Source organism: Pseudoalteromonas sp. THAF3, from assembly GCF_009363775.1.
GTDB lineage: Bacteria > Pseudomonadota > Gammaproteobacteria > Enterobacterales > Alteromonadaceae > Pseudoalteromonas > Pseudoalteromonas ruthenica.
The window spans coordinates 1,658,713-1,683,852 of the sequence record NZ_CP045418.1; the positions used below are offsets into that span (position 1 = coordinate 1,658,713).

Here is a 25,140-nt window from a genome sequence, read left to right on the forward strand (position 1 = left end):
TCATAAATAGAATAACAAGGACTACCATGAATAAGATGTCTTTAAGCGCGATTAGCGTCGCCGTGATGTTATCCCTCAGCGGCTGCGCAAGCACTGCGTCGCAAACGAATACCTCCGCAACCCAACAGGCGGAACAAACTGCAGCGCCAGCGCTGCCATTCGTTAATATCGATTATCAAACGTTCACCCTGGACAATGGTCTAACCGTGGTCGTGCACACCGACCGTAAAGCGCCAATTGTGGCGGTGAACGTGTGGTATGACGTAGGCGCTAAGAACGAACAGGTGGGTAAAACCGGTTTTGCGCACTTATTTGAGCATTTAATGTTTAATGGCACCGAAAACTACGACGACGAGTATTTCGGACCATTCGAGCGCGCGGGTGCCACCGAGCAAAATGGTACCACTAACTCAGATAGAACCAATTATTTCCAAAACGTCCCGACCCCTGCCCTCGATATGGCATTGTGGATGGAGTCTGACCGTATGGGCCACTTGCTTGGCGCTATCACTCAAGACAAGCTCGATGAGCAACGCGGCGTAGTACAAAATGAAAAACGCCAAGGTGAAGCTCAGCCTTATGGCACCATGTGGAATAACGTGTGGAAATACACTTTCCCACAAGGCCACCCTTATTCATGGTCAGTCATCGGCTCGATGGAAGACTTAAATGCGGCATCGTTAGACGATGTGCATCAGTGGTTCAAAGACTATTACGGCCCCAATAACGCAGTGTTAGTGCTAGCCGGTGATATTGACGTTGAGACTGCGAAGAAAAAGGCTAACAAATACTTTGGCGATATTAAACCGGGTAAACCGGTAGCCAAACTGGAAAAGTGGATAGCCAAGCGTGATGAGCAATCGCGCATGGTGATCAAAGACCGGGTACCTGCTTCGCGTATAGTGAAGGTGTGGAACACCGCAGAAAAAGGCACCACCGATGGCGAGTATTTAAACCTGCTAAGTGACGTGTTAGCCGGTGGTAAGAATTCGCGTTTGTATCAACGCTTGGTGTACGATGAGCAATTAGCATCTAACGTATTTAGCTTTAACTACCTGCGCACCTTAGCGGGTCAGCTGATCATTGGTGTTGATGCCCTTGATAAGTCAATTATTGAAAAAATCGAAGCCATCATCGATGAAGAAATTGCTAACATCATTGCTAAGGGCCCCACCACTGATGAACTTAACCGTATTAAGTTCTCTAACGCCGCTGAGTGGGTAAAACAAGTAGAAGGCGTGGGCGGCTTTGGCGGTAAATCTGATGTACTTGCCTCCGGTGCCGTGTATCACAACGACCCAGGCTACTATAAACGCGCGTTTGAAATTACCAGCAACGCCACAACCAGCGATGTACAAGGCGCGGCCGAGCGCTGGCTAAGCAGTGGCGACTTTGTGTTGACCGTGCACCCATTTGCCGAGCTTAGCGCCAACGAACAAGGCGTTGATCGTTCCACTGGAGTACCGGGTGCAGGTGACGTCCCGAGTCTTGACTTGCCCGAGGTGAATACCTTTACCCTAAGTAATGGCCTTGAAGTGGTGTTATCTCAGCGCAGCGATACACCGGTGATTAATATGCGCTTAGATATATCTGCCGGTACCGCCAGTGACGATAATAACAAGCCAGGCGTGGCCAATTTCACCGCCAATATGCTTGATGAAGGCGCCGGTGAGTTATCGGCCTTGGCTCTTGCTGAAGAGCTCGAAAAACTTGGCGCATCTATCGACACCAGTGCAAGCCTTGATAAGACCTCGCTGTCGATGTCGGCCATGGCTATTAACTGGCAACAAAGCTTAGCGCTGTTTTCTGAGGTACTGCAAAACCCCAGCTTTAATGACAGCGACATTGAGCGCGTGCGCACACTCATCTTGCAGCAAATCAAGCAAGAAAAGGCACGGCCTATGAGCAATGCCCTACGTGTATTACCGCCCCTGCTCTACGGTGCCAGCCACCCTTACGGTAAACCGCTGACCGGTACTGGTAACGAAGAATCAGTAGCGGCAATTAGCCGTGATGATATGCTCGCCTACACCGAGAAATGGATGCGCCCTGATCTTGCGCGCTTAGTGGTTGTTGGCGATATTGACCAAGCGCAATTGAAGCAGAGCCTTGAACAAGCCTTAGCAAGCTGGCAGGCACCACAGCAAGCGGCGCCTAGTTTAGATATTCCGACGGTGGACAACGCCGAGCAAGCGCGGGTCTTTGTACTTGATAAACCAGACTCGCCGCAGTCATTGATTATTTCTGGGTTGCTGGGGCCCGATGCCAACGACACTGACGCCCAGCAAGAAGTGACCTTGGATATGATGAACACCATCATCGGCGGCAGTTTCACCTCACGTATGAATATGAATTTACGTGAAGACAAGGGGTGGTCTTACGGTGCTCGGACTATTTTAATGGATACCGACGCACAAAGTACGTTCTTCGTGTTTGCCCCAGTGCAAACCGATAAGACCAAAGAGTCAATGCAGGAAATTCTGAAAGAGCTTAACGGCTATATTGGCGAGCAACCAGCTACTCAAGAAGAGCTGGACAAAGTGGTTGCCAATAAAATCGCGAAACTGCCAGGTCGCTATGAGAAGAAACGTTCTCTGCTTAATGCCTTGGCTGATGCCTACGACAATGGCCGCGACGTAAGCTATTTAGAAAAATACCCGCAGCTAGTGCAACAGCCAGATACGCAGGCTATCGCTAAGCAGGCACAGTCAGTTATTAAGCCCAAGCAGCTTACATGGGTAATTGTTGGCGATGTTGCTAAAATCAAAGAGCAAATCGAAAGCTTGAACCTAGGTGAAGTCACTTACTTAGACTAAAGCTAAGGTAATATACTAAGCCCCAACTTGTTTGGGGCTTTTTTGTGTGCGAAGGCACTCGCAAAATCCCGTCCCAGCCTTTATCATTGGCGCTATTGTCAATCTCAGTAGTTAAATAGTATGTCTCTTCCTCCTTGCCCAAAATGTGATTCACAATACGTGTATCAAGACCAAAACCAATTGATTTGCCCTGAATGCGCCTATGAATGGGACCCCAATCAAATCGAAGAAGAAGAAGCGATCACAGCCAAAGACGCCAACGGCACGGAGTTAAATGAAGGCGACAAGGTGACCCTTGCCAAAGACTTGAAAGTAAAAGGCAGCTCAATGGTAATGAAAATCGGCACCAAAGCCGTGATCCGCCGCATCCAAGACAGTAAAGACCATGAGCTCGACTGTAAGGTCGATGGCGTAGGTGAAATGATGGTCACCGCTAAGTTTGTGAAAAAAGCCTAACCGCGCTTTATACCCGCCTTGCTGCCTGCTGTGCTAAGCCACTAGCAGGTGGTAAGCTCACTCCCCCGCTTCGCCTTTAATACTGTGGCAGAAAATATCACAGTAGCCATATTTTAAATCAGGTTTCTATGGACAGAGAATATAAAAAGCGCATTGAGAGAGTAATCCAATACATTGAAACTCATTTGACGGAAAAAATTTCCCTTGCTGATGTGGCAAAAGTTAGCCATTTCTCGCCTTATCACTTTCATCGTATTTTTACCGGGGTTATCGGTGAAACCGTCAACGATTACATCGCCCGGCGAAGACTTGAGCGAGCTGCGAATTTATTAATCTTTAAAGACCAGTTAACAGTCACCGAAATAGCCTTAGCCTGTGGTTTTTCATCAAGTGCCAACTTCGCAAAAGCCGTTAAGCTTCACTTTGGCTTCACGCCATCACAAATACGAAACCCAGAGAAAGTTAAAAATAGCAAGATTGGAAAAATCTTTAGCAAATATGGAAAAGATTTCCATCCTCGCGATTTATATCCTGCACACATCACAAATGAAGTGATGATTAAAACTAAATCAAAGGATATAAATATGAATGTTGAGATCAAAGACCTTGATACCCAGCGCGTATGTACTTTAGTCTCACAACGAGGCTATGAGCCTGAGTCTATATATAACGCATGGGATAAAATAATTGAATGGGCAACGAATAATGGCATAAAAGCGGACGAACAACAGCGCTTTGCCTTCGCGTTTGATAATCCAACAGTCACTCCCGAGGATAAGTGCCGCTACAGCGCCTCGATTGTGGTTGGCGAAAACGTGATCATAAAGCCGCCATTTTCGCCATCTGAAATTCCAAAAGGTAAGTATGCCGTCGTCTATTTTAAGGGCATTCCAGAGGAGACGATTCAGGCCCAGCTAGGTATTTATTCTGACTGGCTGCCTAATAGCGGATTTGAACCCGACAACTTTCCAATGTTGGAGCGTTATCTGAATGATGTAAGAGTTGATGGCTACGTAGAAATGGAAATCTACGTTAAATTGAAAGACCTGTAGGAAAACAAAGTAGCTGCCGGCAGAAAGTTGCAAAGCTCAACAAGCTAAGCAATGTCTCTGCTGGCAGCTCCGCTAATTAAAAATGATGAAATACTATTTGAAGTCTAGCTCTCTCTGTTTGCTGTTAATTCTTAGCCTTTCAATGTGGGGTTATTACATATTACTGGGTAACTTAGGTGACCCTCGTGTTGCTGACTCAAGCCTAGATGGTGAGGAGATGTACGTATGGGAAGTGCTACTTCTTGCCTTATCACTGCTTTCTTTATTTTATCTTTGGGCCTGTTCTTTGATTCATTGTTTTAAAAATAAACGTCTATTCGTGGCAATTATCATTATGCTAATCTGGCCCTTAACCTATATATACAGCCTCTATATTTTGAGCAGCCACGTCGCCAGAAACAAGGCTCGCTAATTTATACTTACATACGCGTGCCGTCGCGCCAGAGGCTGCTGTACTCAGGAGTACATTACCAATTTGCCGCATTGAACTGCGGTAAGATTTAAATAAGGATGTTATGTGGACATACTAGCACTGCTAGCCGGGGGGTTAGCGGAAGTTTGGTACTTCGTACCGCTAATTATTATTCTCAGTATATTCAAAAGCCCTTGGTTCAAAGGCTGCGCCGGCGAGTTTTTTATAAATAGACTGTTATCACAGTTACCCTCGTCGGATTACACATTAGTGAAAGACGTAACTCTGCCAACTGAGAGCGGAACGACGCAAATAGACCACCTTGTTATTTCTGTATATGGGTTATTCGTTGTGGAAACCAAAAATATGAAAGGCTGGATATTTGGCTCTAAAACACAAAAGCAATGGACGCAAAAAATTTACCGTCATTCAACGCGTTTTCAGAACCCACTTCATCAAAATTATAAACATACTAAAACTCTCGAGTCGCTATTGGCGATTGCACCAAATACGTTGCATTCAGTAGTCGTTTTTATCGGTAATAGTAAGTTTAAAACCGTGATGCCAGACAATGTTACTTATGCACGAGGATGCGTGGCTTATATTAAGCAATTTACTCAGCCAGTGTTTTCAATCGCCGAGTGCCATGACATTATTGCATCCATTAACGAGTTAAAGCTTAAAAAAGGCGTGGTTACTAATTTTAACCATCGTCGTCATGTAAAAGACTTGCTAACGAACAAAGCCAACGCAAAAACGTGTTCGCGCTGCGGCTCCGCGATGGTTATTCGTAAAACCAAACGCGGCGCCAATAAAGGTGCTCAGTTTTGGGGATGTTCAACGTTTCCGAAGTGCCGCTCAGTGGAAGCACTCAGCGAAAGCGACGCATAACACACTTTACCTAAAAACACCCAAGCCACTTGTTGCAACTTTAGAGAAATCAAATACTGTAAATGGACACGAAGTTACCCAGTTTTCCAATGTCGGTGAGAATGTTGCCCACTCCACTCACACTGTCTGAGGTAGTTCTAAATTTACCTAATAAATTGCGACAGCTCTTTGCGCCTTACTCAGAGGTTTGTATTTGTTTAGGCTTGTGTTTAACGAAGTGGCGTGCCCTGACAATTCTCGCTAATAAGTATTCTACCCACTGTTGGAGAAAGATTGATGTTTGACAATGAACCAAATTACAGTTCATATTCCTTAGATGAACTATTTGACGCCTACTCTTCTATCGATAAGGACAGCTTCCCGGAAAGGTTTAATTTAATTAAAAAAATTATCGCTGAAAAACAAGGTGGTGATTACCAATGCCCCAAGTGTAAGTGCAAAGGTTATGAAGCTGGTCAACTCTATGCTGCGGCTGATCGCTTAGAAAGTATTCTGGATTATGAAACCGGTAAATATGTAACCATTAGCTGCCTGGATTGTGGTTTCACTGAGTTATATAAACGCAATAGTACGGTAAGTGCTCCGCTTGTGGACTTTTTCACCACCTAGTCTTAAGGCTAGGTGAGTAAACAGCCATATGAATAACATATATGTACGTCATCCCTATCTCACATAGCTGAAATGCTTTTTGTAATGTCCTTATCAAAATTTAGTAACCGATTAAATACAAGCCGCATAGTTCGTGGTGTGCAGTTTCTGGATTGATATAGGTAAGGGAAACGGAGCGAACATGGTTCATATGCATGTACAACCAAGATTAGATAGAGAGCAATAATGTTTGAGATTTATTATCAATCTAAAATTCCAACTATAGGCTGGGACTTCTATATCACGATCGCGATTACCTTCTCTTTAGCCTTCTTTTTTTTCTTTCTCAAGAGGTTATATGAGGATAAGCTAAAACTTTCTAATTTAATGGATTTTAGATTACTGTTTTCGTTAGTTTTTTTGTATTTTCTTACTGAAATTTATAGCTATTATGAATTGTTTGAAACGATAGAAAGAATTGAGTCTGGAGAGTTGGTTTCTGTTGAAGGTATAATAAAAGAGTTAGATATTAGTAGCTATAGCAGTCGAAGTGAGAGCTTTAAAGTTGGAAAGGTTAGTTTTGATTATAATGATGTTGTCACTAGTGGCCTGTTTTTCGCCAACAGAGCGCATGATTCAAAAGTAATAAAAGAGGGGAATAGAGTTAAAATATCTTATTTGCCCAAAGAGGATGATAACTTAATTTTTGAGATTAAAGTTTTTAAGCCTAACGTTAAGCAATAAGAGTCACACTCACGGTTAAACGATGATAAGAGAATGACAGCCTGTTAGTGGACTTTGTTAATCGCCTAGACCATGATTTGAAGCGAAGAGCAAAGAAACCAATTCCAAACGTTAATGCACCTACCAGGGGAAAAGCTAATTGCATCCAAAAGACTCTCCAATGATTGGTCGTTCGTTTAGGAATAACATAAACTTATTGCTGATAGAGCGAAAATCAGGGGAAAGGTCATCCCTATCTCACATAGCAACAATGCTTTTTGTAATGTCCTTATAAAAATTTAGTAATCGAGTAAAAACAAGCCGCATAGTTCGTGGTGTGCAATTTCTGGATTGATATAGGTAAGGGAAACGGAGCGAACATGGTTCATATGCATGTACAACCAAGATTAGATAGAGAGCAATAATGTTTGAGATTTATTATCAATCTAAAATTCCAACTATAGGCTGGGACTTCTATATCACGATCGCGATTACCTTATCTTTAATCTTCTCTTTTTTCTTTCTCAAGAGGTTATACGAGGATAAGCTAAAACTTTCTAATTTAATGGATTTTAGATTACTATTTTCGTTAGTTTTGTTTTATTTGGCTATTAATATTTATGCTTATTATAAAAGAATTGAAAGAATCGAAAGAATCGAATCTGGGGAATTGGTTTATGTTGAAGGTATAATAAAAGAGTTAGATATTAGTAGCTCTAGCAGTCGAAGTGAGAGATTTAAAGTTGGGAAGGTTAGTTTTGATTATAATGATTTTGGCACTAGCGGCATGTTCTTCGCCAACAGAGCGCATGATTCAAAAGTAATAAAAGAGGGTAATAGAGTTAAAATATCTTATTTGCCCGAAGAGGATGATAACTTAATTTTTGAGATTAAAGTTTTTAAGCCTAACGTTAAATAATAAGAGTCATACTCACGGTTAAGCGATGATAAGAGAATGACAGCCTGTTAGTGGACTTTGCTAATCGCCTAGACCATGATTTGAAGCGAAGAGAAAAGAAACCAATTCCAAACCTTAATGCACCTACCAGGGGAAAAACCAATTGCGCCCAAAAGGCTCCCTAATGATTGGTCGTTAGTTTAGGATATAACATAAACTTATTGCTGGTAGAGCGAAAATCATGGGAAAGATTTGGATACCTTCCCTTGATTTTTCTCCTCGCTATTTATATCGCTTCCGAGTTTTCAGACATTAATTATTTCATCCTTCCTTAGATAGTTGCGTAAGTCCTGTGGCTAACGCCCGCAACAGCCGGGAGCGCAGCGAGTCGGTTGCTTGCATTTGTTATGCACTTTCCCCTAGCAACTGTGAGACCGTAACAAATTTGTAGCCCTTTGCTCTCAGCCCCTTAATTATTGGCCCTATAGCATCTCGCGATTCTTTGTTTTTAGACCCCAAAACGTGTAAAAGAATAATTGAACCTGGAGTAGAAGAGTTAACAACATACTCTGCGATAGACGCAGAACTTCCTGCAACTTTAGGATAGGTTTCAGGCTCAACGTTCCATGTGATTGTTTTTATTCCTTCCGAATTCAAATAATAGGGCAAAACAAAAAGCTTTTTACCATACGGAGGCCTAAAGTATATCTCACCCTCAAATCCAATCTGGCGAATTAAGGCTGTAGTGGAGTCGACTTCCTCCCCCACCTCGTCTAGCCCCATTAACATCATATTTTTATGGCTGTACGAATGATTGCCTATCTGATGACCTGCGTTAACCAGGTCTATAGCCGATTGCTTGTTTTGTTGAATTCCCGACCCATTGAGGAAGAACGTACCCTTCACATCATGCTCTTCGAGGATATTCAACACTTGAGTGGTATATTTCGCCCCCCAAGGACCATCATCAAAGGTTAAGGCGATAACCTTTTCATTCGTTTCGGCCTTTGCGACTACCTCTCCAAAAACCTGAAAAGTTCTTGATTTACTTATATTCCAAGCTCCCAAGACCATTACTACAGAGAGAATCAATATCGTCAGGTATACTCTTTTCAATGGGTTCCATCCTTATTTTCATAATGCTTGATAAAAAGCAAAAAATAGCAGGCAAAATAAGCAACCAAGGAGCGCACGCCTGTTGTTTTACGCCCACAGTTTAACTAACTTGTTATACGGCAAATACACCAATCATAATCAAAGCGACTAGTAAAAAAGCCATAATAAAGTATTTACCGAGCCCCTGAACCAATTTCATTTCTTGTTGGTAAGCTACCCTTGCTTTGTTTACTTCACTTTCGTTCTTGCCAAAACAATATGGGCAATCTTCAAAGTCCTCTGAAACAGGTAAACTACATTTAATACATTGTCTGGGTGCTCTAGTGCGAAGACTCGGCACTCCGAGCAGAAAGCTAACTTCGTTCGCTTCAGTCACCCCCGAATAGCCAACATCTTTACTTAACCTTCGCCTAGATGTATTTAATTGAGCTTTCTTATACTCTTTATCCAGCTTAATTTTTTCGGCATCACTCAGCAATAGCTCTTGTGGTAACTCAAAGCTACAAAATTCACAATGCGATAACCTTCGATTGAAAATAGTCTTATCGCAACTTGGGCATTTATACTTCATATTTAATATATTATTGCAATGTAACGCCTCAATCAGCCGACGCGTTAGCGGTGGGTTGTATTGACTTGTTAGCTTTCAAAAATACGGCATCGAAACTGCCGCCATTAGAAATTTGTTCAAGCTTTTGGTATAGGCTGTCAGCTTGTATTAATGGTATCACCGCCATTCTGGCAGCTTTATAATGCTCCATGATATTACCAGAAAAGAAGTCCTTTCCTGTTACTAAATTACGGACGTCCTCAACTCGTTCGTTTGACAAGTCGATGTTTTCTGGCAAAAAAGGCTCTCTATGATCTAACGTGAGTGCCACCCCTTCATCAAACCATACAGGAACTTCTTGAATAAAACGCCAAAAGCCGACACGTTGCTGGATTTCCGCGTGCAACCATTCATGAGCTATGACGTCCACATTTTGGCCTTTAGGACCAACAATAATACATGATCGCCAAGGCGTTCGATGCATGGTGGCCGTTTCATTGGCTCCAAAAATAATTGCCGTGGCAGAGTCTGATGTAAACAATATTTTTGGTGTTGATTCAGGCTTCCCGTAGACTCCATCAATCCTCTTTAATGCGGAAGAGACAATCTGAGACAAATCTTCGATGCGCTCTGGTGGTATATCGCTTCCAATGTGGAACTGATTGTTTATTTCTCGAAAATCTAGCATATGAGAAAATTCACAAGCTAATGCATATCTTTGAAAAAATATTCCAACAACAATAACTAGCAATAGCGCACTTGAAATTCCGATAGCGACTTTATTCACCGAGCTCTCCATGAAACTTCACGCATAGAAAAAATGCCACGCGTTGCGACCCCCTCTTAAACAGCTTGTATGGATAATAACTCCATATTTTTATTATTTTAAACCAGTTTAGGGTAATGTGAGACCCAGGCTTAAGCTGCAACTTAAGCTTTCCATGCGGCAGTTCGATTAAGCGCTGGCTCCTCAGTTGAGAGACCGATAACAAGAACGAATGCCGCATAGGACTCTAAGCACCACACTCGAATAGTCTACTGGGTCTCGAGCCCGCATTGTGCAAGCAAGAGTTAGCTTATTATGAATACTAAAACGGATCAAAACATAAACGTCGGTGTCGATACTGGTAAATCCCAACTCGACATCTATATTCGCCCGCTGGATATCTATTTTACCGTTTCAAATGACGGTAAAGGGATCCGCGAGGCCATCATCAAACTGAAGAAATTTAACCCTGTTCGTATCGTGATTGAGGCCACAGGACGACTTGAGTTCAACTTCATAGTTGCCTGCGCGAAGGCTGATTTACCCTTCGTTGTCGCCAACCCGATTCATGTAAAACGCTTTGCCGGTGCCATCGGCCAACGCGCTAAAACCGATAAGCTCGATGCCAAGTTGATTGCCCATTACGGCGAAGCCATTCAACCCAATTTGTCAGCACTCAAGCCAGAGACCATGCAGGCTATGAGTGACTTGGTGACACGGCGAAACCAACTACTGACCATGCAAACGATGGAAAAGAACCGCCTGAACATCATGCCTAAATATCTGGCGATGACCATCAAACCTATCCTGACAGCGTTTAAAAATCAGATTGAAAAAATAGAAAATAAAATTGCCGCGCTGATCACAAGCTGTCCTGACTATCAGGCAAAAAGCGACATTTTACAGAGCATGCCCGGCATAGGTAAAATCGCTGCTGCGTCCATCATAAGTAACCTGCCTGAACTCGGTTACATTAACAACAAACAGGCCGCATCTCTGGTCGGTGTTGCACCCATGAATCGGGAAAGCGGTCGCTATAAGGGCCTCAGAACCATCCAGGGCGGCAGACCCTAGGTAAGGGACTGTGCTGTACATGGCAATGATGTCTGCGATGCAGTGTAATCCGGTGTTTAAAACCACATATCAGCGCCTGATTGCAGCCGGGAAACCGAAAAAAGTGGCCATTATTGCGTGTGTCAGAAAAATGGTGGTGATCTTAAATTCGATGCTCAGAGATGGGGCAATGTGGGAAGCGCCAAAAGCTTAAAAAGAGCTATTGACGCCATAGTCTCTTGTTATAAGCCGTTTGCAGCAATAAGATATATGAATAAGCCGAAAAACAATCCTAATGCTACGAACAATGAAATACGTACCCTTTTAATATGACTGTCTAAGCCTTCATGGTACAGGGGAAATTTTTAGGGTTACCAAACAACATACCCCAATACTGATCTTGGTAGCTTAGGTATTCAACTAGCCTATTTTTCCGTTCTTCTGACACCAGCAGAAGTCAAAGAAATAATGTCGTGTATGAAAAAGCGCTATTACTTAATTGCGGGATTAATGTACGGAAACGGTTTAAATTAAGCTAGTCGCTGGTTCATCAGCGACTAGCTATCTTGTTAGATTAGAATCGGTAAGTAACTGATGCACCCACTGTTTGCGGGTTCACAACGGCCGCATAACCTTGTGGGTAACGGCCACTTGCTGGCTCTTTTGAAGTATATGCCTCTTCATCTAGGGCGTTATTGATGAAGGCACTGATCAACCATTGCTCGGTGTCGTAGGTCATCGATAAACGAGTAATAGTGTAATCACCTGCAATGCGCTCTTCGGTGTTTGTTAAGTCACCATAATACTCACCCACATAGTTGGCGCTTAAATTTACTTTTAGGCTATCGGTAAACCAGTGTGAAAGACCTAAACTCGCCGTTAGTTCGGGTGCAGAGTTTAAATCACTGCCAACGGCATCTGGAAAGGCTGATGATTCATCAATGTTAGTTTTTAATAAACCAAAACCACCATGTAACTGCCACTGCTCTCCAAGCATACTGTAAGCATCGACCTCTAAACCGTAGCTATGAGCATCTTCTACATTCGTGATTCTGCGCGCTGAACTTAATGCTTGATATCCGTTAAAATTGTTGTAAAACACATTAGCGCTAATATTGATGTCGCCATTATCTATTACGCTGCGCGAACCTATTTCATAGGTATTAACCGTTTCTTCGTCGTAGTAGTAGTAATCTTCAGCGGAAAAATCGAGTGCACCGCCCCCTGCGTTATAGCCACGGCGAGCACTGGCAAATAAGGTCGTTTCGTCGCTAACATCATATTGAATCGCTAACTTTGGTAAACGCACTGTGTGTGAATTATCAAGCTGTTCAACGAGCTGATCGCCACGAAACGCCATATTGAAATTACGTAATTGTTCTTCACGCTCAATACGAAGGCCCGCTGTTAGTGTTAATTCTTGGCTTAAGTTAAAGCTTGTTTCGCCATAAACTGCGGTCGATTTACTGCTATCGTCACCGTAGTAGTTTGTTGCCCCCACACTTTCAAATTCTTGGTCGCGATCAAAGTAAGCAAGGCCGATAAACCCCGAGTAAAAGTGGTTGTTTAGCCCAAAGTTGAGCTTGGTATCGACGGTGATATTGCTCTCGTCCATTGATACGTCAGATTCGGCGCTTTCAACTGGCTCGTATGCCTCAAAACTCCATTGATAATCCATGTAAGCAACTAATACGTCTAACGAAAAATCATCATTAATACTGTAATCGACATTTACTTGCGTAGTATCAGAGTCTGTATCCACAATACGTTGATATAGGGGCTTATAATCAAATGGTTCGTCCGCAACAAAGTATTTACGACCGGAGTTCCCCTCTTCACTGTAAGTTGAGTAAGTCAGCTGCACGGCAAGGTCTTTGCTTGGCGTGTAAAGTAATTTAGCGCGCGTACTGCTGGTATTTAACTTGTTTAATTCACGATCAGTTGGGTTTGTTTCGTATACCGACGGGTTCGAAAAAGTTTCGCCATCGACATACTGAGTTGATAAGCGAAATGCTAATACATCCTCTACTAATGCTCCCGATACCACTGCGGCAGTATCAAGGTAGCTATCTTGATTGCGATAACCTACGCGCACTGCCCCTTCAAAATCCTGAGTTGGCGCTTTCGTTGTCATGTACACCGCACCTGCGATGCTATTGCGACCATTGCTAGTTGATTGCGGCCCCCGGTAAACCTCAATTTGCTCTACATCCCAAAGGCCGGTATCACCCGTCAAGTCAGCAACAAAGGGTTGGCTTACACCATCAATTAACGTTGAAACACGGGCTTTTGAACCTCCGCTAAATGAGTTAAAACCGGTTGCCCCACCATTACCAGACACCCCTCGCATATCAGGCACCGAACCCGTTAACACCACCACGTTTGCCATTTCTGAGAGCGCTTCGGATATAGACGCAAGCTGGCCGTTTTCTAGTCGCGCCTTATCAACAACCGCCACCGACGACATGGTTTCTTTAAGAGACTTTTCCGTTTTTTCACCGGTAACAACAATAGTGTCCATTGATTCTCGACTGCTTTGCTCGTCGTCAGCCCAAGCCGAGCCTTGAGCAACAAGTAACGATGCAAAAATAACCTTGGTTATTGTGTTGAGTTTTAATGCAGTAGCCAATGTCCTTTCCCCGTAAGAGATTATTAGAATTAAACAAATCGAGCTTGATAAAAAGCGCTAGGAAATTAACACAGGCTTAATGATATTGCAATTGAGTTTAGTTATCATTTACAATGCGATATAACATAAATTCCAACTCTCATTTTATGCTCATTTTCACCGTTACTTTACTCATCGTTTTCGCTGTCAGCACTTTTTACTGCACCAGAAAACAACAGCGATTTTTAAAAAAACCGATAAAAAAACATTGGCGATTACTATCGTTTGCATTAATAGCGTGTGCACTAACACTTGCCTTTGTGCAGCTATCAGCCACAGCAGCTGTGTTCTACATAATCTTTAGCGTGATGCTTATGCTAATGCTGATCCCTTTTATTAGCCTGCTGCAAACAAAGGGTAATTCATGACAAACTCATCAAAGCGCCAACCAACGTGGTTAGGTAAAACGCTAGCCGGTGCCTTTTTAGGGTTGGCACTGTCATTTATATTCATTGCTTTTTTTGCTTGGTATGGCCCTGGAGGCATTGAAGCTCGAGATAAAGTGCAATTTAACATGTGGATGATCACCCCTATTTGGCTAACCATTTTTAGTTTTAGCTATTTGTTCAACTCTGCAAAGCAAGCTTGGCTTGTCCTTGGCAGCTTAACTGTGCTGCTTTATGGCCTATTTTTCATGCTAAGGAACGCACTATGAAAGTAAGATCGGATATTTTACGCACCTATCAAGGTGTACATACATGGACGGGCATTATTGCTGGCTTAGTGCTGTTTATTGGTTTTTATGCTGGCAGCCTGACCATGTTTAAACACGAAATACAACGGTGGGCTGCACCGGTTACCGCGCCTAAAGTAACCAGTTCTGATTATGACTACCAAAAACTGGTAGATACGGTATTAAGTGTGCGTGGTGAACAACTTGCTAAAGGCTTTAACCTAGACTTACATACCCAAGACGCGCCTCTTTTTTGGTATATCAAAGGCAGTGCCCGTGGCATGGAGCTTGATAAACAGCTCAACTACGCCCACCTCAATGCTGATGGCACATTAAACGTTAGCGCGCAAACTGAAAACGAACTTGGCGATTTAATTGATTACTTACATCGCACAGCAGGCTTTATTGGTGAAATTGGCCATGACCAATCAGGGGTTTATATTCTAGGTATTGCCAGTGTGTTGTATTTTTTAGCTTTGGTCTCTGGGGTCATTATTTTACTGCCGACACTCGTTAAAACCTTTTTTGCACTGCGTAAAGAAAAAGGGCCAAGCCGGTTTTGGCTCGACAGCCATAACCTTGTGGGGATTGCCAGTTTACCGTTTCATTTAGTCATAGCCTTCACTGTGGTGGTGTTTGCATTTCATGACTTTATTTATGGTGGCTTAGCGCAATTTTATGATGATAAACCGCTGTTTCAGCGCCCTACTCCCGCTGCGCAAAGTTTTCACATTGACAACTTACCTAGTATCGACGAACAAGTGCTTGCAGCTAAAAGCTATGCGCCTGGCTATGAGCCTATCCACATTCGCTACAGTAATTTAAATTCAGCTTCGCCCTCTGCGGTGTTTATGATGAGTAACAACAATGCGGTTGTGCGCGGCCCAGATACTGACTATTTGTTTATGAACCCGTATACCTTAGAGGTCGTTAACTCAAGCTACCCACAAGGCGAAGATGCAGTGTGGGGTAACATGGTGGCCAGTATATTTTCACTCCACTTTGGCACCTATGGTGGAGAATGGGGGCGCTGGGGTTACTTTATAATGGGCTTACTTGGGGCATTTTTGTTCTATTCAGGCAATTTATTATGGATAGATAAGCGCTTCAAAAAAGATCCCAACAAACGCAGTACGTTGTTTATGGCAAAACTCACTATTGGTGTTTGTTTAGGGTCGATGATAGCCGTTGCCTTCACGTTAGTTGCAGCTAAATGGCTAGCTACATTTGTTGCTAACGCAAACTACGCCACCCTATACAGTTACTACACCGCGTTTTTTGCTTTTGTGATATATAGCTTCTTAAAACCTGTACAAAAGGCAACGACGGTTGGCCTTTATTTACTCGCGAGTTTGTGTGCATTAATGGTGTTATCAACGCTAGTGAAACTTGCACTAAATAACGGGAATGCGCTCTTTTACTCAAGCTATATGGTTGATATCGTTGCCGCTATGTTTGCTGTTATTTTCTTTAAAATGTCGAAACATCAGCAGCAAAAGCAGGCCACACAAAGCATCATGCCAGCCTTTGAACAAGTCAGCCAAACTTAAGCACTCCTTGTATGGGTATTAGAGCAATTTGATACCCATACTTTTGCCTTCTCCACGCGTTTAATGAAAGCATTTCTTGCCCTATAAAACAGAAGTAATAACAAGTGATTGTGTCAGGTCTTGCATGGTGCAATGTGCTTGTTCTCAACGTTCGCTTGTAGCACGTCAACGAAGTTCAAAATAAACCTGTGGAGTAAATTGAAACCAACTAAAGTGGCATTTACCAAAAACGCGAAGATAATTAACTATTCGCGGTAGTACACTCGCGTGAAATGCTTAAACGGTGAGTCTTTTGAGCATTCGGGTAGTGCGCACTTCCCCAACCAGAGTTGGTGCGCATAATAGTTTTGCCAGTAGGAGGCATCTTGACCCAGCCGGAAAGGATACTGTAACCTTGGTTTATCACTTCTAAGGAGATTGCGCCAACATGAACAACTAAACCTGTCATCCATTTCTTATTTTCTTTTTGGATTTACAGGGTTAGTAGGCGTAGCTCACATTCCGATATGTCTGTACAAGTGCATTATGTATTTTGCCGATTGGCAGAAGCGTATAGTGGTATTAATCACCTCTAAAAGATAGCTAGCTGCGACTGTTGCCCCTCTCATACAGGAGGCACTTTATGCCATTACTACAGGCTTACAACATAAGTTATCAATTGGATAACGGCGATTTTCTCTTTCAGCAACTGTCATGTTCACTGTCTAACAAGCGTGTTGGCTTAGTCGGGCGTAACGGCGTTGGGAAATCAATACTCGCGTCAATTTTAAGTGGTGAACAACAACCATCAAGTGGGGCTGTTGCTTTGCCTCAATCAGTGGCTGTGTATCATCAGCAGCCACCCCCGTTATTATCTTGCGAGCTGACGATTGCTCAGTTCTTGGGTAAAGATCAGGTGCTTGAAGCGATAAAGCGGGTTGAGTCGGGTGATTGTTCACAGCATTGGTTTGATATAATAAAGGAACAATGGGACTTGCCCTTAAAACTCACTCAGCAATTAAAAGAGCAAGGCTTACCAACAGATCTAGATTTTCCATGCACTCAACTCAGTGGTGGGCAATTAGCCCGTTTAAAGCTTTGGCAGTTGTTTGCAAGCAATGTTGAATTACTCATACTTGATGAGCCATCCAATCACCTTGATGTGCAGGCTAAACACTGGTTAATTCAGTCTATGCGCGCCTTCAAAGGCGCTATTTTACTTGTCAGTCATGAGCGAAAGTTACTGCATGAAATGGACGAAATTTGGCAGCTTTCAGAGCTTGGGTTACAGGTATTTGGCGGCAACTACACTCTGTACGCCGAACAAAAAAAGGCCGAGTTACAAGCGCTTGAACGAAAACTGGCAAGCATTGATAAACAAAAAAAGCACTTACAAGTACAAACGCAGAAAAACCGTGAAAAGGCAGAGCAAAGAGCGGCTCAAGGTACGCAGTTACGAAAGAATGGCAGTCAGTCCAAAGTGTTGCTTGATGCTAAGAAAGACAAAGCAACGGCACAGGCATCTAATCGAACTAAAAATGAGCAGCTTCGTCGAGCGCATTTGCACAATACAGAGCACTCACTCAAGGCGCACAAAGAGTCACTGAAAGGCCAAAAACTCTATTTAGCGCATACCCCTATTCGCTCACGTAAAGTCATCTCGATGCGTCAAGGCGTATTGCCGTTTGGTCGCACCGAGCCTATCTCATTTCAAGCATACGCTCATGATAAGATTTATCTGACAGGCAAAAACGGCAGTGGTAAATCAACGCTCCTGAAAACGCTATTAGGTGACGTTTCTCTCCAGCAAGGCGAGCTGCAACTCAATACCCCGTTATATTACCTTGATCAACATTTTGGGGTTATTCGAGGGGATTTATCGCTACTCGATAACCTTGTAACGCTTTGCCGTGGCCTTAAGGAGAGTGATGCCAGAACATTGCTAGCAGGCGTTGGCTTTAGTCGTGACAATGTATTTCGTCTTGGTCACATGCTTAGTGGCGGTGAGAAGATGAAGTTAGCCATGCTTATTGTTAGTCACCAGCAAGCTAAACCTTTTTTACTGCTCGATGAACCTGATAACCATCTCGACCTTGAGTCAAAACTTATGCTAGCCCAAGCGCTCAATCAATACCCTGGAGGCTTTATTCTCGTTAGCCATGATGAAGACTTTGTTCGTGAATCAGGGGTTCAGATGCGAATCGATATTTAACTAACATAACTGCCATCTGGCAGCGAACTATATCGTCCATGGTACAAAACGAGCTATCGGCCATGGGCGGCATGCCCTCTTTCACCCACGCGAAAATAACTGTTTATACATCCACACTCTTTGAGTTTCCCCCATAGTCAGGAAAACGACCCATTGGGTCGTTTTTGTCGTATCCACGTTTAGAGCAATACCGCCTAACTTCAATGCTGGTAAGTACTTGTTTAATTTGCTATCAATGGTCTTAGGACAAAAACGAGAATGATTGCGTTAGAAAAACGACCCAATCGCTCGATATTAAGTTGTTATAAGCCTCGGAGGTTTAGGTGAGCGGAATAATCTCTCGAATCCATCAGGGACGATATGATACAGAGAAAGAGCTATTGAATTTAAGAACCAATGCAATAGATAAAAAGCGCACTGATGTTTTAGATGCGGTAAATCAAAGGCTAAAGAAGTTACACCCTAAAATTTATCAACGAATTGTAGGTCCTTTGGAAATAAGGACAAGAGACGAAAAATATAAATGTTACTGCAATAACCCGAGTACATTGCATGAAGTTTACAAAGATATTGTAAGTAATAGTGTTCATCATCACTCTTTAACATGCGACGCTTGCTGGCAAGAAGATTTAGCCAAAACATGGGGATATTATGGTTGGGCTAGTAAATTAATATCTCAAGAGGTTTGGGACGCACTTTGTGAAAAAAGAGCAAACTATAAGTTTGTCGAATAGGCTTATAACAAGCGCATTAAGCACGGGATTGCTAATAGTTTGCTCGGTTCCGCTTCGTTTCACATTTTAGCAAACAATTATCAGCCCCTTATGCGGGCGTTAGATTTCCTTGGAGAGTTTTATGAGTCACATAGAAGCAGCCACCATTGCCAACGAAATCATCGCAACATGCGATGATTTCGACTGTGTCTACTATCAGAGTACGTTACGGCAGAAAGCGGAAGACGCCACCATTGGCTTGGAGACTCGAGGTTGCCTCAAAGTTCTGGCCTCCGTCGCTTCATATCACTCTAAACGTGAAGATAGCGCCTCCCCATTCGGCCCCCTCATGCAAACTCCTGAGGGCCGCTCACCTATTCCTGAGGATTTAACTGAAGACCAGCTCTCGCTACTTCAAGAGACTCATCCCTACCTTGAATCAAGCGCGCTCAAGGCAAGAGTTCTAGATGTTTTATGGTTGCGTCTACGCTCACCAGATAATGCGGAACAAGCAATTAATGAGTATATAAACTGTGCCCGCAAATATTTCGATCTAGAACATTGGACACATAGTGCCGAGTACGCCGAACGTGCGCTGAGACTATCGGCATTGTTTAGAAAGAAGAATTCTGAGCTGTTTGATTCAGTAGCAGAATTGTTTCTGTCTTGGGTTCAAAATCACATCACAGCGGACAAAAAGTTCATAACTGCTCGGTCTATTCAACTACTTCTAGACTTTGGTGCCGCTGAGGCTGAGGAACTACTAGAAGCCTCGCAAACAGCGGCAAACATCGCAGAATCAGTTGGGGATCACCATAGAGCTGAAAATTACTGGAAACTCGCTGTAAGTGCTGCCCGGAAGGCTAAAAATGAAGAGGCAGCAAACGCAGCACAAACGGCCCTTGCTGAAACCTATGTGAGTAACGCAAAAGGCTTGGGTGGTGGAATGTCCGCTGCCCATTGGATGCAACAGGCCATTGAAGCATATAAAGCAGTTCCAAATTCTAAGGGGCGACGCGACGAGCTCTATACAGAGTTACTGGAGTTCCAAAAGCAGAGTCTAGACGAAATGGGTAAGTTTGAGAAGCCACTCGATATATCGGATTGCGTATCTCAGACTGTGGAAACCATAGAGGGCAAGCCTTTTCGGGAGGCTCTTTTCGTTTTTGCATTTAGTATCACTTCAGTGCCTAACTACGAGAAACTAAAGCAACAGGCTGAGGAGCTTGCAAAGAAGCACCCACTTTCGCATTTGTTCGGCGCTACGCATCTGGACCACGAGGGCAAGGTAATTGCAAAGTCTCCAGGCAGCTTCGACACAGGCGAAGTTTCAAGTCACAACCTTTACCGCTCGGCAGCGTTGAATCATCAAATTTCTGTTGCTGGCTGTATCTTGCCAGCATCTGACATCATTCGAGTTGAGCATCCATTTACGTTAACTGAGTTCGAAGCCCTTACCACGAACAACCCATTTGTAGCGCCGGGCCAAGAACGTATGTGGGCGCAAGGGCTGCTAGCTGGTTTGGACGGAAAGTATGAAGTTGCACTTCCGATCATAATCCCGCTGCTAGAAAACTCTCTTAGAAATATTCTCAAACAATCAGGTGTAAGGGTGTCAACGCTCAATACACATGGTGTCCAAGAAGAATTGCGAATATCCGCAATTCTTGACCATGAGGTCGCATTGGAGCTTTTTGGATATGACCTAATTATGGATCTCAAAGGCTTATTGCAAGAGCGAACATATGCGAATCTACGAAATGTGGTGTCACATGGGCTTGGTTCAACTGGCACTTATTATTCAGCGCCATCAATCTATTTATGGTGGCTGTGTTTCCGATTAGTATTAACTCCTTACGCGAAACAGCGTTCTGAACCTGAAAGTCCGGAAATCTAACAATGCCTTGCAGCCGTCAAATTTACCGCAGAGCGCGGCGGTAGCGACCGCATCAGCTAGCCACTGCGTGCCGAAAGTTCACACTAGCCTTGGAAATACACTCAAAAAAGCGAGCCACTCTGGGGCTCGCTTTTTTTTGATAAGTGTTAGAGCCTAGCTGATGCCGGTTTTGGCGCGTCGAGTTCTCCAGCGGTTATTTCTTCTTGCCGGGCTTTTCGCTTGGGCTGAGTCGCCATCGCGCCCTTTGGGTTTATTAGCACTGCCCTGCTCTTTACCCTGCTGCGGCTTACCTTGCTGCGGCGCACTCGCCGCTTTTTTCGCGTGCGAAGGCTTCTTTTTCACTGCTTGCTTAGCGGTGTTGCCTGGCTGCTCAGCTTTGGCTGCTTTCGGCTTTTTGGGTTTTTTAGGCTTTTTCGGCGCCCGCAATGTGCTTGGTGCCACCTCATTCGTGGGCTCAAAGCCCGCTATGGTTTGCCGTGGCAATAACTCTTGAATAAGGTTTTCAATGCCGTTTAAGTCTTTTGCTTCATCGGCTGTGACAAATGAGATAGCCAATCCTGAGGCCCCTGCCCGGCCGGTTCGTCCGATACGGTGAACATAGTCTTCGGCAACATTGGGCAAGTCAAAGTTGATCACACAAGGAAGCTGGTCAATATCAATGCCGCGCGCGGCGATATCGGTGGCCACCAGAACTTTAATACTGCCGTCTTTAAATCCGGCCAACGCTTTGGTTCTGGCGCCTTGGCTCTTGTTGCCATGAATCGCGGCAGAGTGAATACCACGCTTTTCCAAATTAGTGGCAATACGATTCGCGCCATGCTTGGTGCGGCTAAACACCAACACCTGCTGCCAATCATTTTCTTTAATTAAATGACTTAGCAGCGCTGTTTTGCGCGATTTATCCACTGGGTAAACCCACTGCTCTATGGTTTTTGCCGTGGTATTGGCAGGCACCACAGAAATCTCTAGCGGCTGGTGGACTATGGTTTTCGCCAAATCACGGATCTCATCAGAGAAGGTCGCCGAGTACAGGAGGTTTTGTCGTTTCGGCGGCAATAACTTAATAATGCGGCGAATATCGTGAATAAAGCCCATATCTAACATGCGGTCGGCTTCATCAAGCACCAGCATTTCTAGTTGCTCAAATTTAATGGCATTTTGCTGATACAAATCCATTAACCGTCCGGGCGTGGCCACGAGAATATCGGCCCCGCGACGCAGTTGCATCATTTGCGGGTTAATTTTAACGCCACCAAAGGCCACGCAATAACTCAGCGCTAACTCTTTACCATACGTGGCGACACTGGCACCCACCTGAGCGGCCAGCTCACGGGTAGGAGCAAGCACTAAAGCTCGCACGTTATTACCGCGAGCACGCTGCCCTTTACTTAATATTTCTAGCATCGGTAAGGTAAAACCCGCTGTTTTGCCGGTGCCAGTTTGCGCTGCGGCCATCACATCGTGGCCGGATAACACCGCAGGAATGCCTTGCGCCTGTATTGGTGAAGGATGCTGGTAGCCTTGGCGTTCAATCGCTTGAAGTAGTTTAGGTTGTAGTTTTAAGTCACTGAATTGGATGGTGTCTTCGGTTTTGATGGTGTTGTTTGCTGATGGTACTTGCTGTTCGGTCATATCAACTCGGTATACATGGCGAAACAAGCTTAAACCCGATTGCATCACCAAAAAATTAAAAAGGCGTAGCTGCTTGCTACACAGGCGTAAAGAGCGTCGGCGCAATGGCGCCTCAAGGTGTTCTCTTTACTGATCACGCTGCCATCATAACACACTCTAGGTTAATACAGTGCATGGCAAAAAAAGAAAGCGCAGAACCGGTGCTCGCTCCCGTTGGCATTTCCCCTACTCACTTTTAACTGAGCATCTGTGCAGCCATAAAAAAACCCGCTCAAGGCGGGTTTTTATGTCACTCACTAGCAGAGCTTACCAACCGGTTTTCTCTTTTAGTGCGTTGCCAATTTCAGCAAGTGAACGTACAGTTTGTACGCCCGCTGCTTCTAAGGCTGCAAATTTCTCGTCAGCAGTACCTTTACCGCCTGCGATAATCGCACCAGCGTGACCCATACGTTTGCCTGGAGGTGCAGTTACACCGGCAATGTATGAAACAACAGGCTTAGTGACGTTGTCTTTGATGTACGCAGCCGCTTCTTCTTCAGCTGTACCGCCGATCTCACCGATCATTACGATAGCTTCAGTTTGCGGATCTTTTTCGAACATCTCTAGTACGTCGATGAAGTTAGTACCAGGAATTGGGTCACCACCGATACCAACACATGAAGATTGACCAAAGCCAGCGTCAGTTGTTTGCTTAACGGCTTCGTAAGTCAAAGTACCAGAACGTGATACGATGCCTACTTTACCAGGCTTGTGGATGTGACCAGGCATGATACCAATCTTAGACTCACCCGGAGTGATTACACCTGGGCAGTTAGGACCAATCATACGCACGCCAGTTTCATCAAGCTTAACTTTAACGTCAACCATGTCTAGCGTTGGGATACCTTCGGTGATACAAACGATTAGCTCAATGCCCGCATCGATCGCTTCAAGGATTGCATCTTTACAGAAAGGCGCTGGTACGTAGATAACAGAAGCCGTTGCGCCTGTTTCTTCAACAGCGTCACGTACAGTGTTAAATACCGGCAGACCTAGGTGCGTTTGACCGCCTTTACCTGGTGATACACCACCAACCATCTGCGTACCGTATTCGATTGCTTGCTCAGAGTGGAACGTACCCTGACCACCAGTGAAACCTTGGCAGATTACCTTAGTGTCTTTATTAATTAGTACAGACATTATTTGCCCTCCGCAGCAGCAACAACTTTTTCAGCTGCGTCTGTTAGAGATTCTGCAGCAATGATGTCTAGACCTGAGTTAGCAAGAACGTCACGGCCTAGTTCAGCGTTAGTACCTTCAAGACGTACAACTACAGGTACGTTTACGCCAACTTCTTTAACCGCACCGATAATACCTTCTGCGATCATGTCACAACGTACGATACCGCCGAAGATGTTAACAAGTACTGCTTTAACATTGTCATCAGAAAGGATGATCTTAAATGCTTCAGCAACGCGCTCTTTAGTTGCACCGCCGCCCACATCTAGGAAGTTAGCTGGCTTGCCGCCGTGTAGGTTAACGATGTCCATAGTACCCATCGCAAGACCCGCACCATTTACCATGCAGCCTACAGTACCGTCTAGCGCTACGTAGTTTAGTTCCCACTGTGCTGCGTGTGCTTCACGCTCGTCTTCTTGCGAAGGATCGTGCATCGCGCGGATTTTAGGCTGACGATATAGTGCGTTGCCATCAACACCGATTTTACCGTCTAGGCAGTGTAGGTTGCCTTCGTCAGTGATAACCAGTGGGTTGATTTCAAGTAGCGCGAAATCGTGATCGATAAACATGTTGCCAAGACCCATGAAGATCTTAACGAACTGCTTAAGTTGAGTTGGGTTCAAGCCAAGTTTGAAAGCAAGCTCACGGCCTTGGTAAGCCTGAGGACCTACAAGTGGGTCGATCTCAGCTTTGTGGATAAGCTCTGGCGTTTCTTCAGCAACAGTTTCGATTTCAACACCGCCTTCGGTAGACGCCATGAAAACAACTTTACGTGAAGCGCGGTCGACAACAGCACCAAGGTAGAGTTCGTTTGCAATGTCAGTGCAGCTTTCAACAAGGATCTTTGCAACAGGCTGACCATTTTCGTCAGTTTGGAAAGTTACTAGGTTTTTACCTAGCCAGTTCTGTGCAAACTCTTTGATTTCTTGTTTGCTGTCAGCAAGTTTTACACCGCCCGCTTTACCACGGCCACCGGCGTGAACCTGACATTTAACAACCCATTTATCACCGCCGATTTTATCAGCAGCTTCAGCAGCTTCTTGAGGTGTGTCACATGCGTAACCTTCAGAAACTGGTAAACCATATTCGGCAAAAAGTTGTTTTGCCTGATACTCATGCAAATTCATGATGCTTTATCCAATTTTTTGTACTAAAAGAGCTGAATAAATATGCAATTTACCCAACCATCCCAAATTGCGCACCTAGTATAGATCCCATGGCTATGCTTGAAAACCCTAGTGGGACTAAAGGCGGCAAAAAAAAGCTGCGGCGCGGGC

At 44.2% G+C, this 25,140-nt stretch carries 19 protein-coding genes and 1 pseudogene; 13 read left to right on the plus strand and 7 right to left on the minus strand.

Translation table 11 applies throughout. From position 1 onward, the window contains the following. Positions 1 to 26 precede the first annotated feature (26 nt). The 7 genes from FIU82_RS07655 (at position 27) to FIU82_RS07685 (ending at position 7,857) form a co-directional block, all read left to right on the plus strand. Positions 27 to 2,816, plus strand: coding sequence for a pitrilysin family protein (locus FIU82_RS07655; protein ID WP_152440762.1), 2,790 nt, complete (start codon positions 27 to 29; stop codon positions 2,814 to 2,816). A gap of 120 nt (positions 2,817 to 2,936) precedes the next feature. Continuing rightward, a complete protein-coding gene (locus FIU82_RS07660) occupies positions 2,937 to 3,272 on the plus strand; it encodes a zinc ribbon domain-containing protein YjdM (RefSeq protein WP_045978814.1) in 336 nt (111 codons plus the stop codon). 128 nt (positions 3,273 to 3,400) lie between these two features. Next, on the plus strand, positions 3,401 to 4,324 hold the full coding sequence (locus tag FIU82_RS07665) for a GyrI-like domain-containing protein (RefSeq protein WP_152440763.1): 924 nt from the start codon (positions 3,401 to 3,403) through the stop codon (positions 4,322 to 4,324). A 517-nt stretch (positions 4,325 to 4,841) separates the two neighbouring features. Further along, positions 4,842 to 5,627, plus strand: coding sequence for a nuclease-related domain-containing protein (locus FIU82_RS07670; RefSeq protein ID WP_152440764.1), 786 nt, complete (start codon positions 4,842 to 4,844; stop codon positions 5,625 to 5,627). Between the two features lie 276 nt (positions 5,628 to 5,903). Beyond that, complete coding sequence (locus FIU82_RS07675) at positions 5,904 to 6,236, plus strand: zinc ribbon domain-containing protein (protein ID WP_138588128.1); 333 nt, start codon at positions 5,904 to 5,906, stop codon at positions 6,234 to 6,236. A 225-nt stretch (positions 6,237 to 6,461) separates the two neighbouring features. Next, complete coding sequence (locus tag FIU82_RS07680; RefSeq protein ID WP_152440765.1) at positions 6,462 to 6,959, plus strand: hypothetical protein; 498 nt, start codon at positions 6,462 to 6,464, stop codon at positions 6,957 to 6,959. Between the two features lie 403 nt (positions 6,960 to 7,362). Then, the gene (locus FIU82_RS07685; protein WP_152440766.1) at positions 7,363 to 7,857 is read left to right on the plus strand and encodes a hypothetical protein; all 495 of its coding nucleotides are present in this window, start codon (positions 7,363 to 7,365) and stop codon (positions 7,855 to 7,857) included. 384 nt (positions 7,858 to 8,241) lie between these two features. Here the strand turns inward: FIU82_RS07685 and FIU82_RS07690 are convergent, their stop codons facing one another. The 3 genes from FIU82_RS07690 to FIU82_RS07700 all read right to left on the minus strand — a co-directional run bounded on the left by FIU82_RS07690 (position 8,242) and on the right by FIU82_RS07700 (position 10,289). Then, a complete protein-coding gene (locus FIU82_RS07690) occupies positions 8,242 to 8,952 on the minus strand; it encodes a polysaccharide deacetylase family protein (RefSeq protein WP_216651811.1) in 711 nt (236 codons plus the stop codon). A gap of 112 nt (positions 8,953 to 9,064) precedes the next feature. Beyond that, positions 9,065 to 9,523: a hypothetical protein gene (locus FIU82_RS07695; RefSeq protein ID WP_152440767.1), complete on the minus strand. Its 459-nt coding sequence runs from the start codon at positions 9,521 to 9,523 to the stop codon at positions 9,065 to 9,067. 28 nt (positions 9,524 to 9,551) lie between these two features. Further along, a complete protein-coding gene (locus FIU82_RS07700) occupies positions 9,552 to 10,289 on the minus strand; it encodes a hypothetical protein (protein ID WP_022946111.1) in 738 nt (245 codons plus the stop codon). A gap of 294 nt (positions 10,290 to 10,583) precedes the next feature. Here FIU82_RS07700 and FIU82_RS07705 point away from each other — a divergent pair. After that, positions 10,584 to 11,535, plus strand: a pseudogene (locus FIU82_RS07705) (IS110 family transposase). A gap of 360 nt (positions 11,536 to 11,895) precedes the next feature. Here FIU82_RS07705 and FIU82_RS07710 read toward each other — a convergent pair. Continuing rightward, positions 11,896 to 13,950, minus strand: coding sequence for a TonB-dependent receptor (locus FIU82_RS07710; RefSeq protein WP_152440768.1), 2,055 nt, complete (start codon positions 13,948 to 13,950; stop codon positions 11,896 to 11,898). 403 nt (positions 13,951 to 14,353) lie between these two features. On the opposite strand from FIU82_RS07710, the gene FIU82_RS07715 reads away from it, so the two are divergent. The 5 genes from FIU82_RS07715 to FIU82_RS07735 all read left to right on the plus strand — a co-directional run bounded on the left by FIU82_RS07715 (position 14,354) and on the right by FIU82_RS07735 (position 21,013). Continuing rightward, positions 14,354 to 14,644, plus strand: coding sequence for a hypothetical protein (locus tag FIU82_RS07715; protein ID WP_152440769.1), 291 nt, complete (start codon positions 14,354 to 14,356; stop codon positions 14,642 to 14,644). Continuing rightward, entirely contained in the window at positions 14,641 to 16,212 is a 1,572-nt protein-coding gene (locus tag FIU82_RS07720; protein ID WP_152440770.1) for a PepSY domain-containing protein, read from the plus strand. Before FIU82_RS07715 ends, FIU82_RS07720 begins: the two co-directional genes overlap by 4 nt. Positions 16,213 to 16,834: 622 nt before the next feature. Then, positions 16,835 to 18,403, plus strand: coding sequence for an ATP-binding cassette domain-containing protein (locus tag FIU82_RS07725; RefSeq protein ID WP_152440771.1), 1,569 nt, complete (start codon positions 16,835 to 16,837; stop codon positions 18,401 to 18,403). Positions 18,404 to 18,726: 323 nt separating this feature from the next. After that, positions 18,727 to 19,137: a hypothetical protein gene (locus FIU82_RS07730; RefSeq protein WP_152440772.1), complete on the plus strand. Its 411-nt coding sequence runs from the start codon at positions 18,727 to 18,729 to the stop codon at positions 19,135 to 19,137. A gap of 121 nt (positions 19,138 to 19,258) precedes the next feature. Continuing rightward, positions 19,259 to 21,013, plus strand: coding sequence for a DUF4209 domain-containing protein (locus FIU82_RS07735; protein ID WP_152440773.1), 1,755 nt, complete (start codon positions 19,259 to 19,261; stop codon positions 21,011 to 21,013). Positions 21,014 to 21,166: 153 nt separating this feature from the next. On the opposite strand, the gene FIU82_RS07740 is transcribed toward FIU82_RS07735, so the two are convergent. From FIU82_RS07740 to sucC, 3 genes are all read right to left on the minus strand, one after another. After that, positions 21,167 to 22,591, minus strand: a complete 1,425-nt coding sequence (locus tag FIU82_RS07740) for a DEAD/DEAH box helicase (protein WP_152441477.1) — start codon at positions 22,589 to 22,591, stop codon at positions 21,167 to 21,169. Positions 22,592 to 22,951: 360 nt separating this feature from the next. Next, a complete protein-coding gene (sucD, locus tag FIU82_RS07745) occupies positions 22,952 to 23,824 on the minus strand; it encodes a succinate--CoA ligase subunit alpha (RefSeq protein WP_045978833.1) in 873 nt (290 codons plus the stop codon). Then, positions 23,824 to 24,990 carry an ADP-forming succinate--CoA ligase subunit beta gene (gene sucC, locus FIU82_RS07750; protein WP_022946096.1) on the minus strand — a complete coding sequence of 389 codons (1,167 nt, stop codon included), beginning with the start codon at positions 24,988 to 24,990 and terminating at the stop codon, positions 23,824 to 23,826. Before sucC ends, sucD begins: the two co-directional genes overlap by 1 nt. Between the last annotated feature and the right edge of the window lie 150 nt (positions 24,991 to 25,140).

What these genes read in the sequence shown, in the direction of transcription:
- FIU82_RS07685 (WP_152440766.1), top strand. Translation starts at nt 7,363, where the DNA reads ATGTTTGAGATTTATTATCAATCTAAAATTCCAACTATAGGCTGGGAC.
- sucD (WP_045978833.1), bottom strand. Translation starts at nt 23,824, where the DNA reads ATGTCTGTACTAATTAATAAAGACACTAAGGTAATCTGCCAAGGTTTC.
- FIU82_RS07660 (WP_045978814.1), top strand. Translation starts at nt 2,937, where the DNA reads ATGTCTCTTCCTCCTTGCCCAAAATGTGATTCACAATACGTGTATCAA.
- FIU82_RS07715 (WP_152440769.1), top strand. Translation starts at nt 14,354, where the DNA reads ATGACAAACTCATCAAAGCGCCAACCAACGTGGTTAGGTAAAACGCTA.
- FIU82_RS07665 (WP_152440763.1), top strand. Translation starts at nt 3,401, where the DNA reads ATGGACAGAGAATATAAAAAGCGCATTGAGAGAGTAATCCAATACATT.
- sucC (WP_022946096.1), bottom strand. Translation starts at nt 24,990, where the DNA reads ATGAATTTGCATGAGTATCAGGCAAAACAACTTTTTGCCGAATATGGT.
- FIU82_RS07720 (WP_152440770.1), top strand. Translation starts at nt 14,641, where the DNA reads ATGAAAGTAAGATCGGATATTTTACGCACCTATCAAGGTGTACATACA.
- FIU82_RS07680 (WP_152440765.1), top strand. Translation starts at nt 6,462, where the DNA reads ATGTTTGAGATTTATTATCAATCTAAAATTCCAACTATAGGCTGGGAC.
- FIU82_RS07695 (WP_152440767.1), bottom strand. Translation starts at nt 9,523, where the DNA reads ATGAAGTATAAATGCCCAAGTTGCGATAAGACTATTTTCAATCGAAGG.
- FIU82_RS07725 (WP_152440771.1), top strand. Translation starts at nt 16,835, where the DNA reads ATGCCATTACTACAGGCTTACAACATAAGTTATCAATTGGATAACGGC.
- FIU82_RS07675 (WP_138588128.1), top strand. Translation starts at nt 5,904, where the DNA reads ATGTTTGACAATGAACCAAATTACAGTTCATATTCCTTAGATGAACTA.
- FIU82_RS07655 (WP_152440762.1), top strand. Translation starts at nt 27, where the DNA reads ATGAATAAGATGTCTTTAAGCGCGATTAGCGTCGCCGTGATGTTATCC.
- FIU82_RS07735 (WP_152440773.1), top strand. Translation starts at nt 19,259, where the DNA reads ATGAGTCACATAGAAGCAGCCACCATTGCCAACGAAATCATCGCAACA.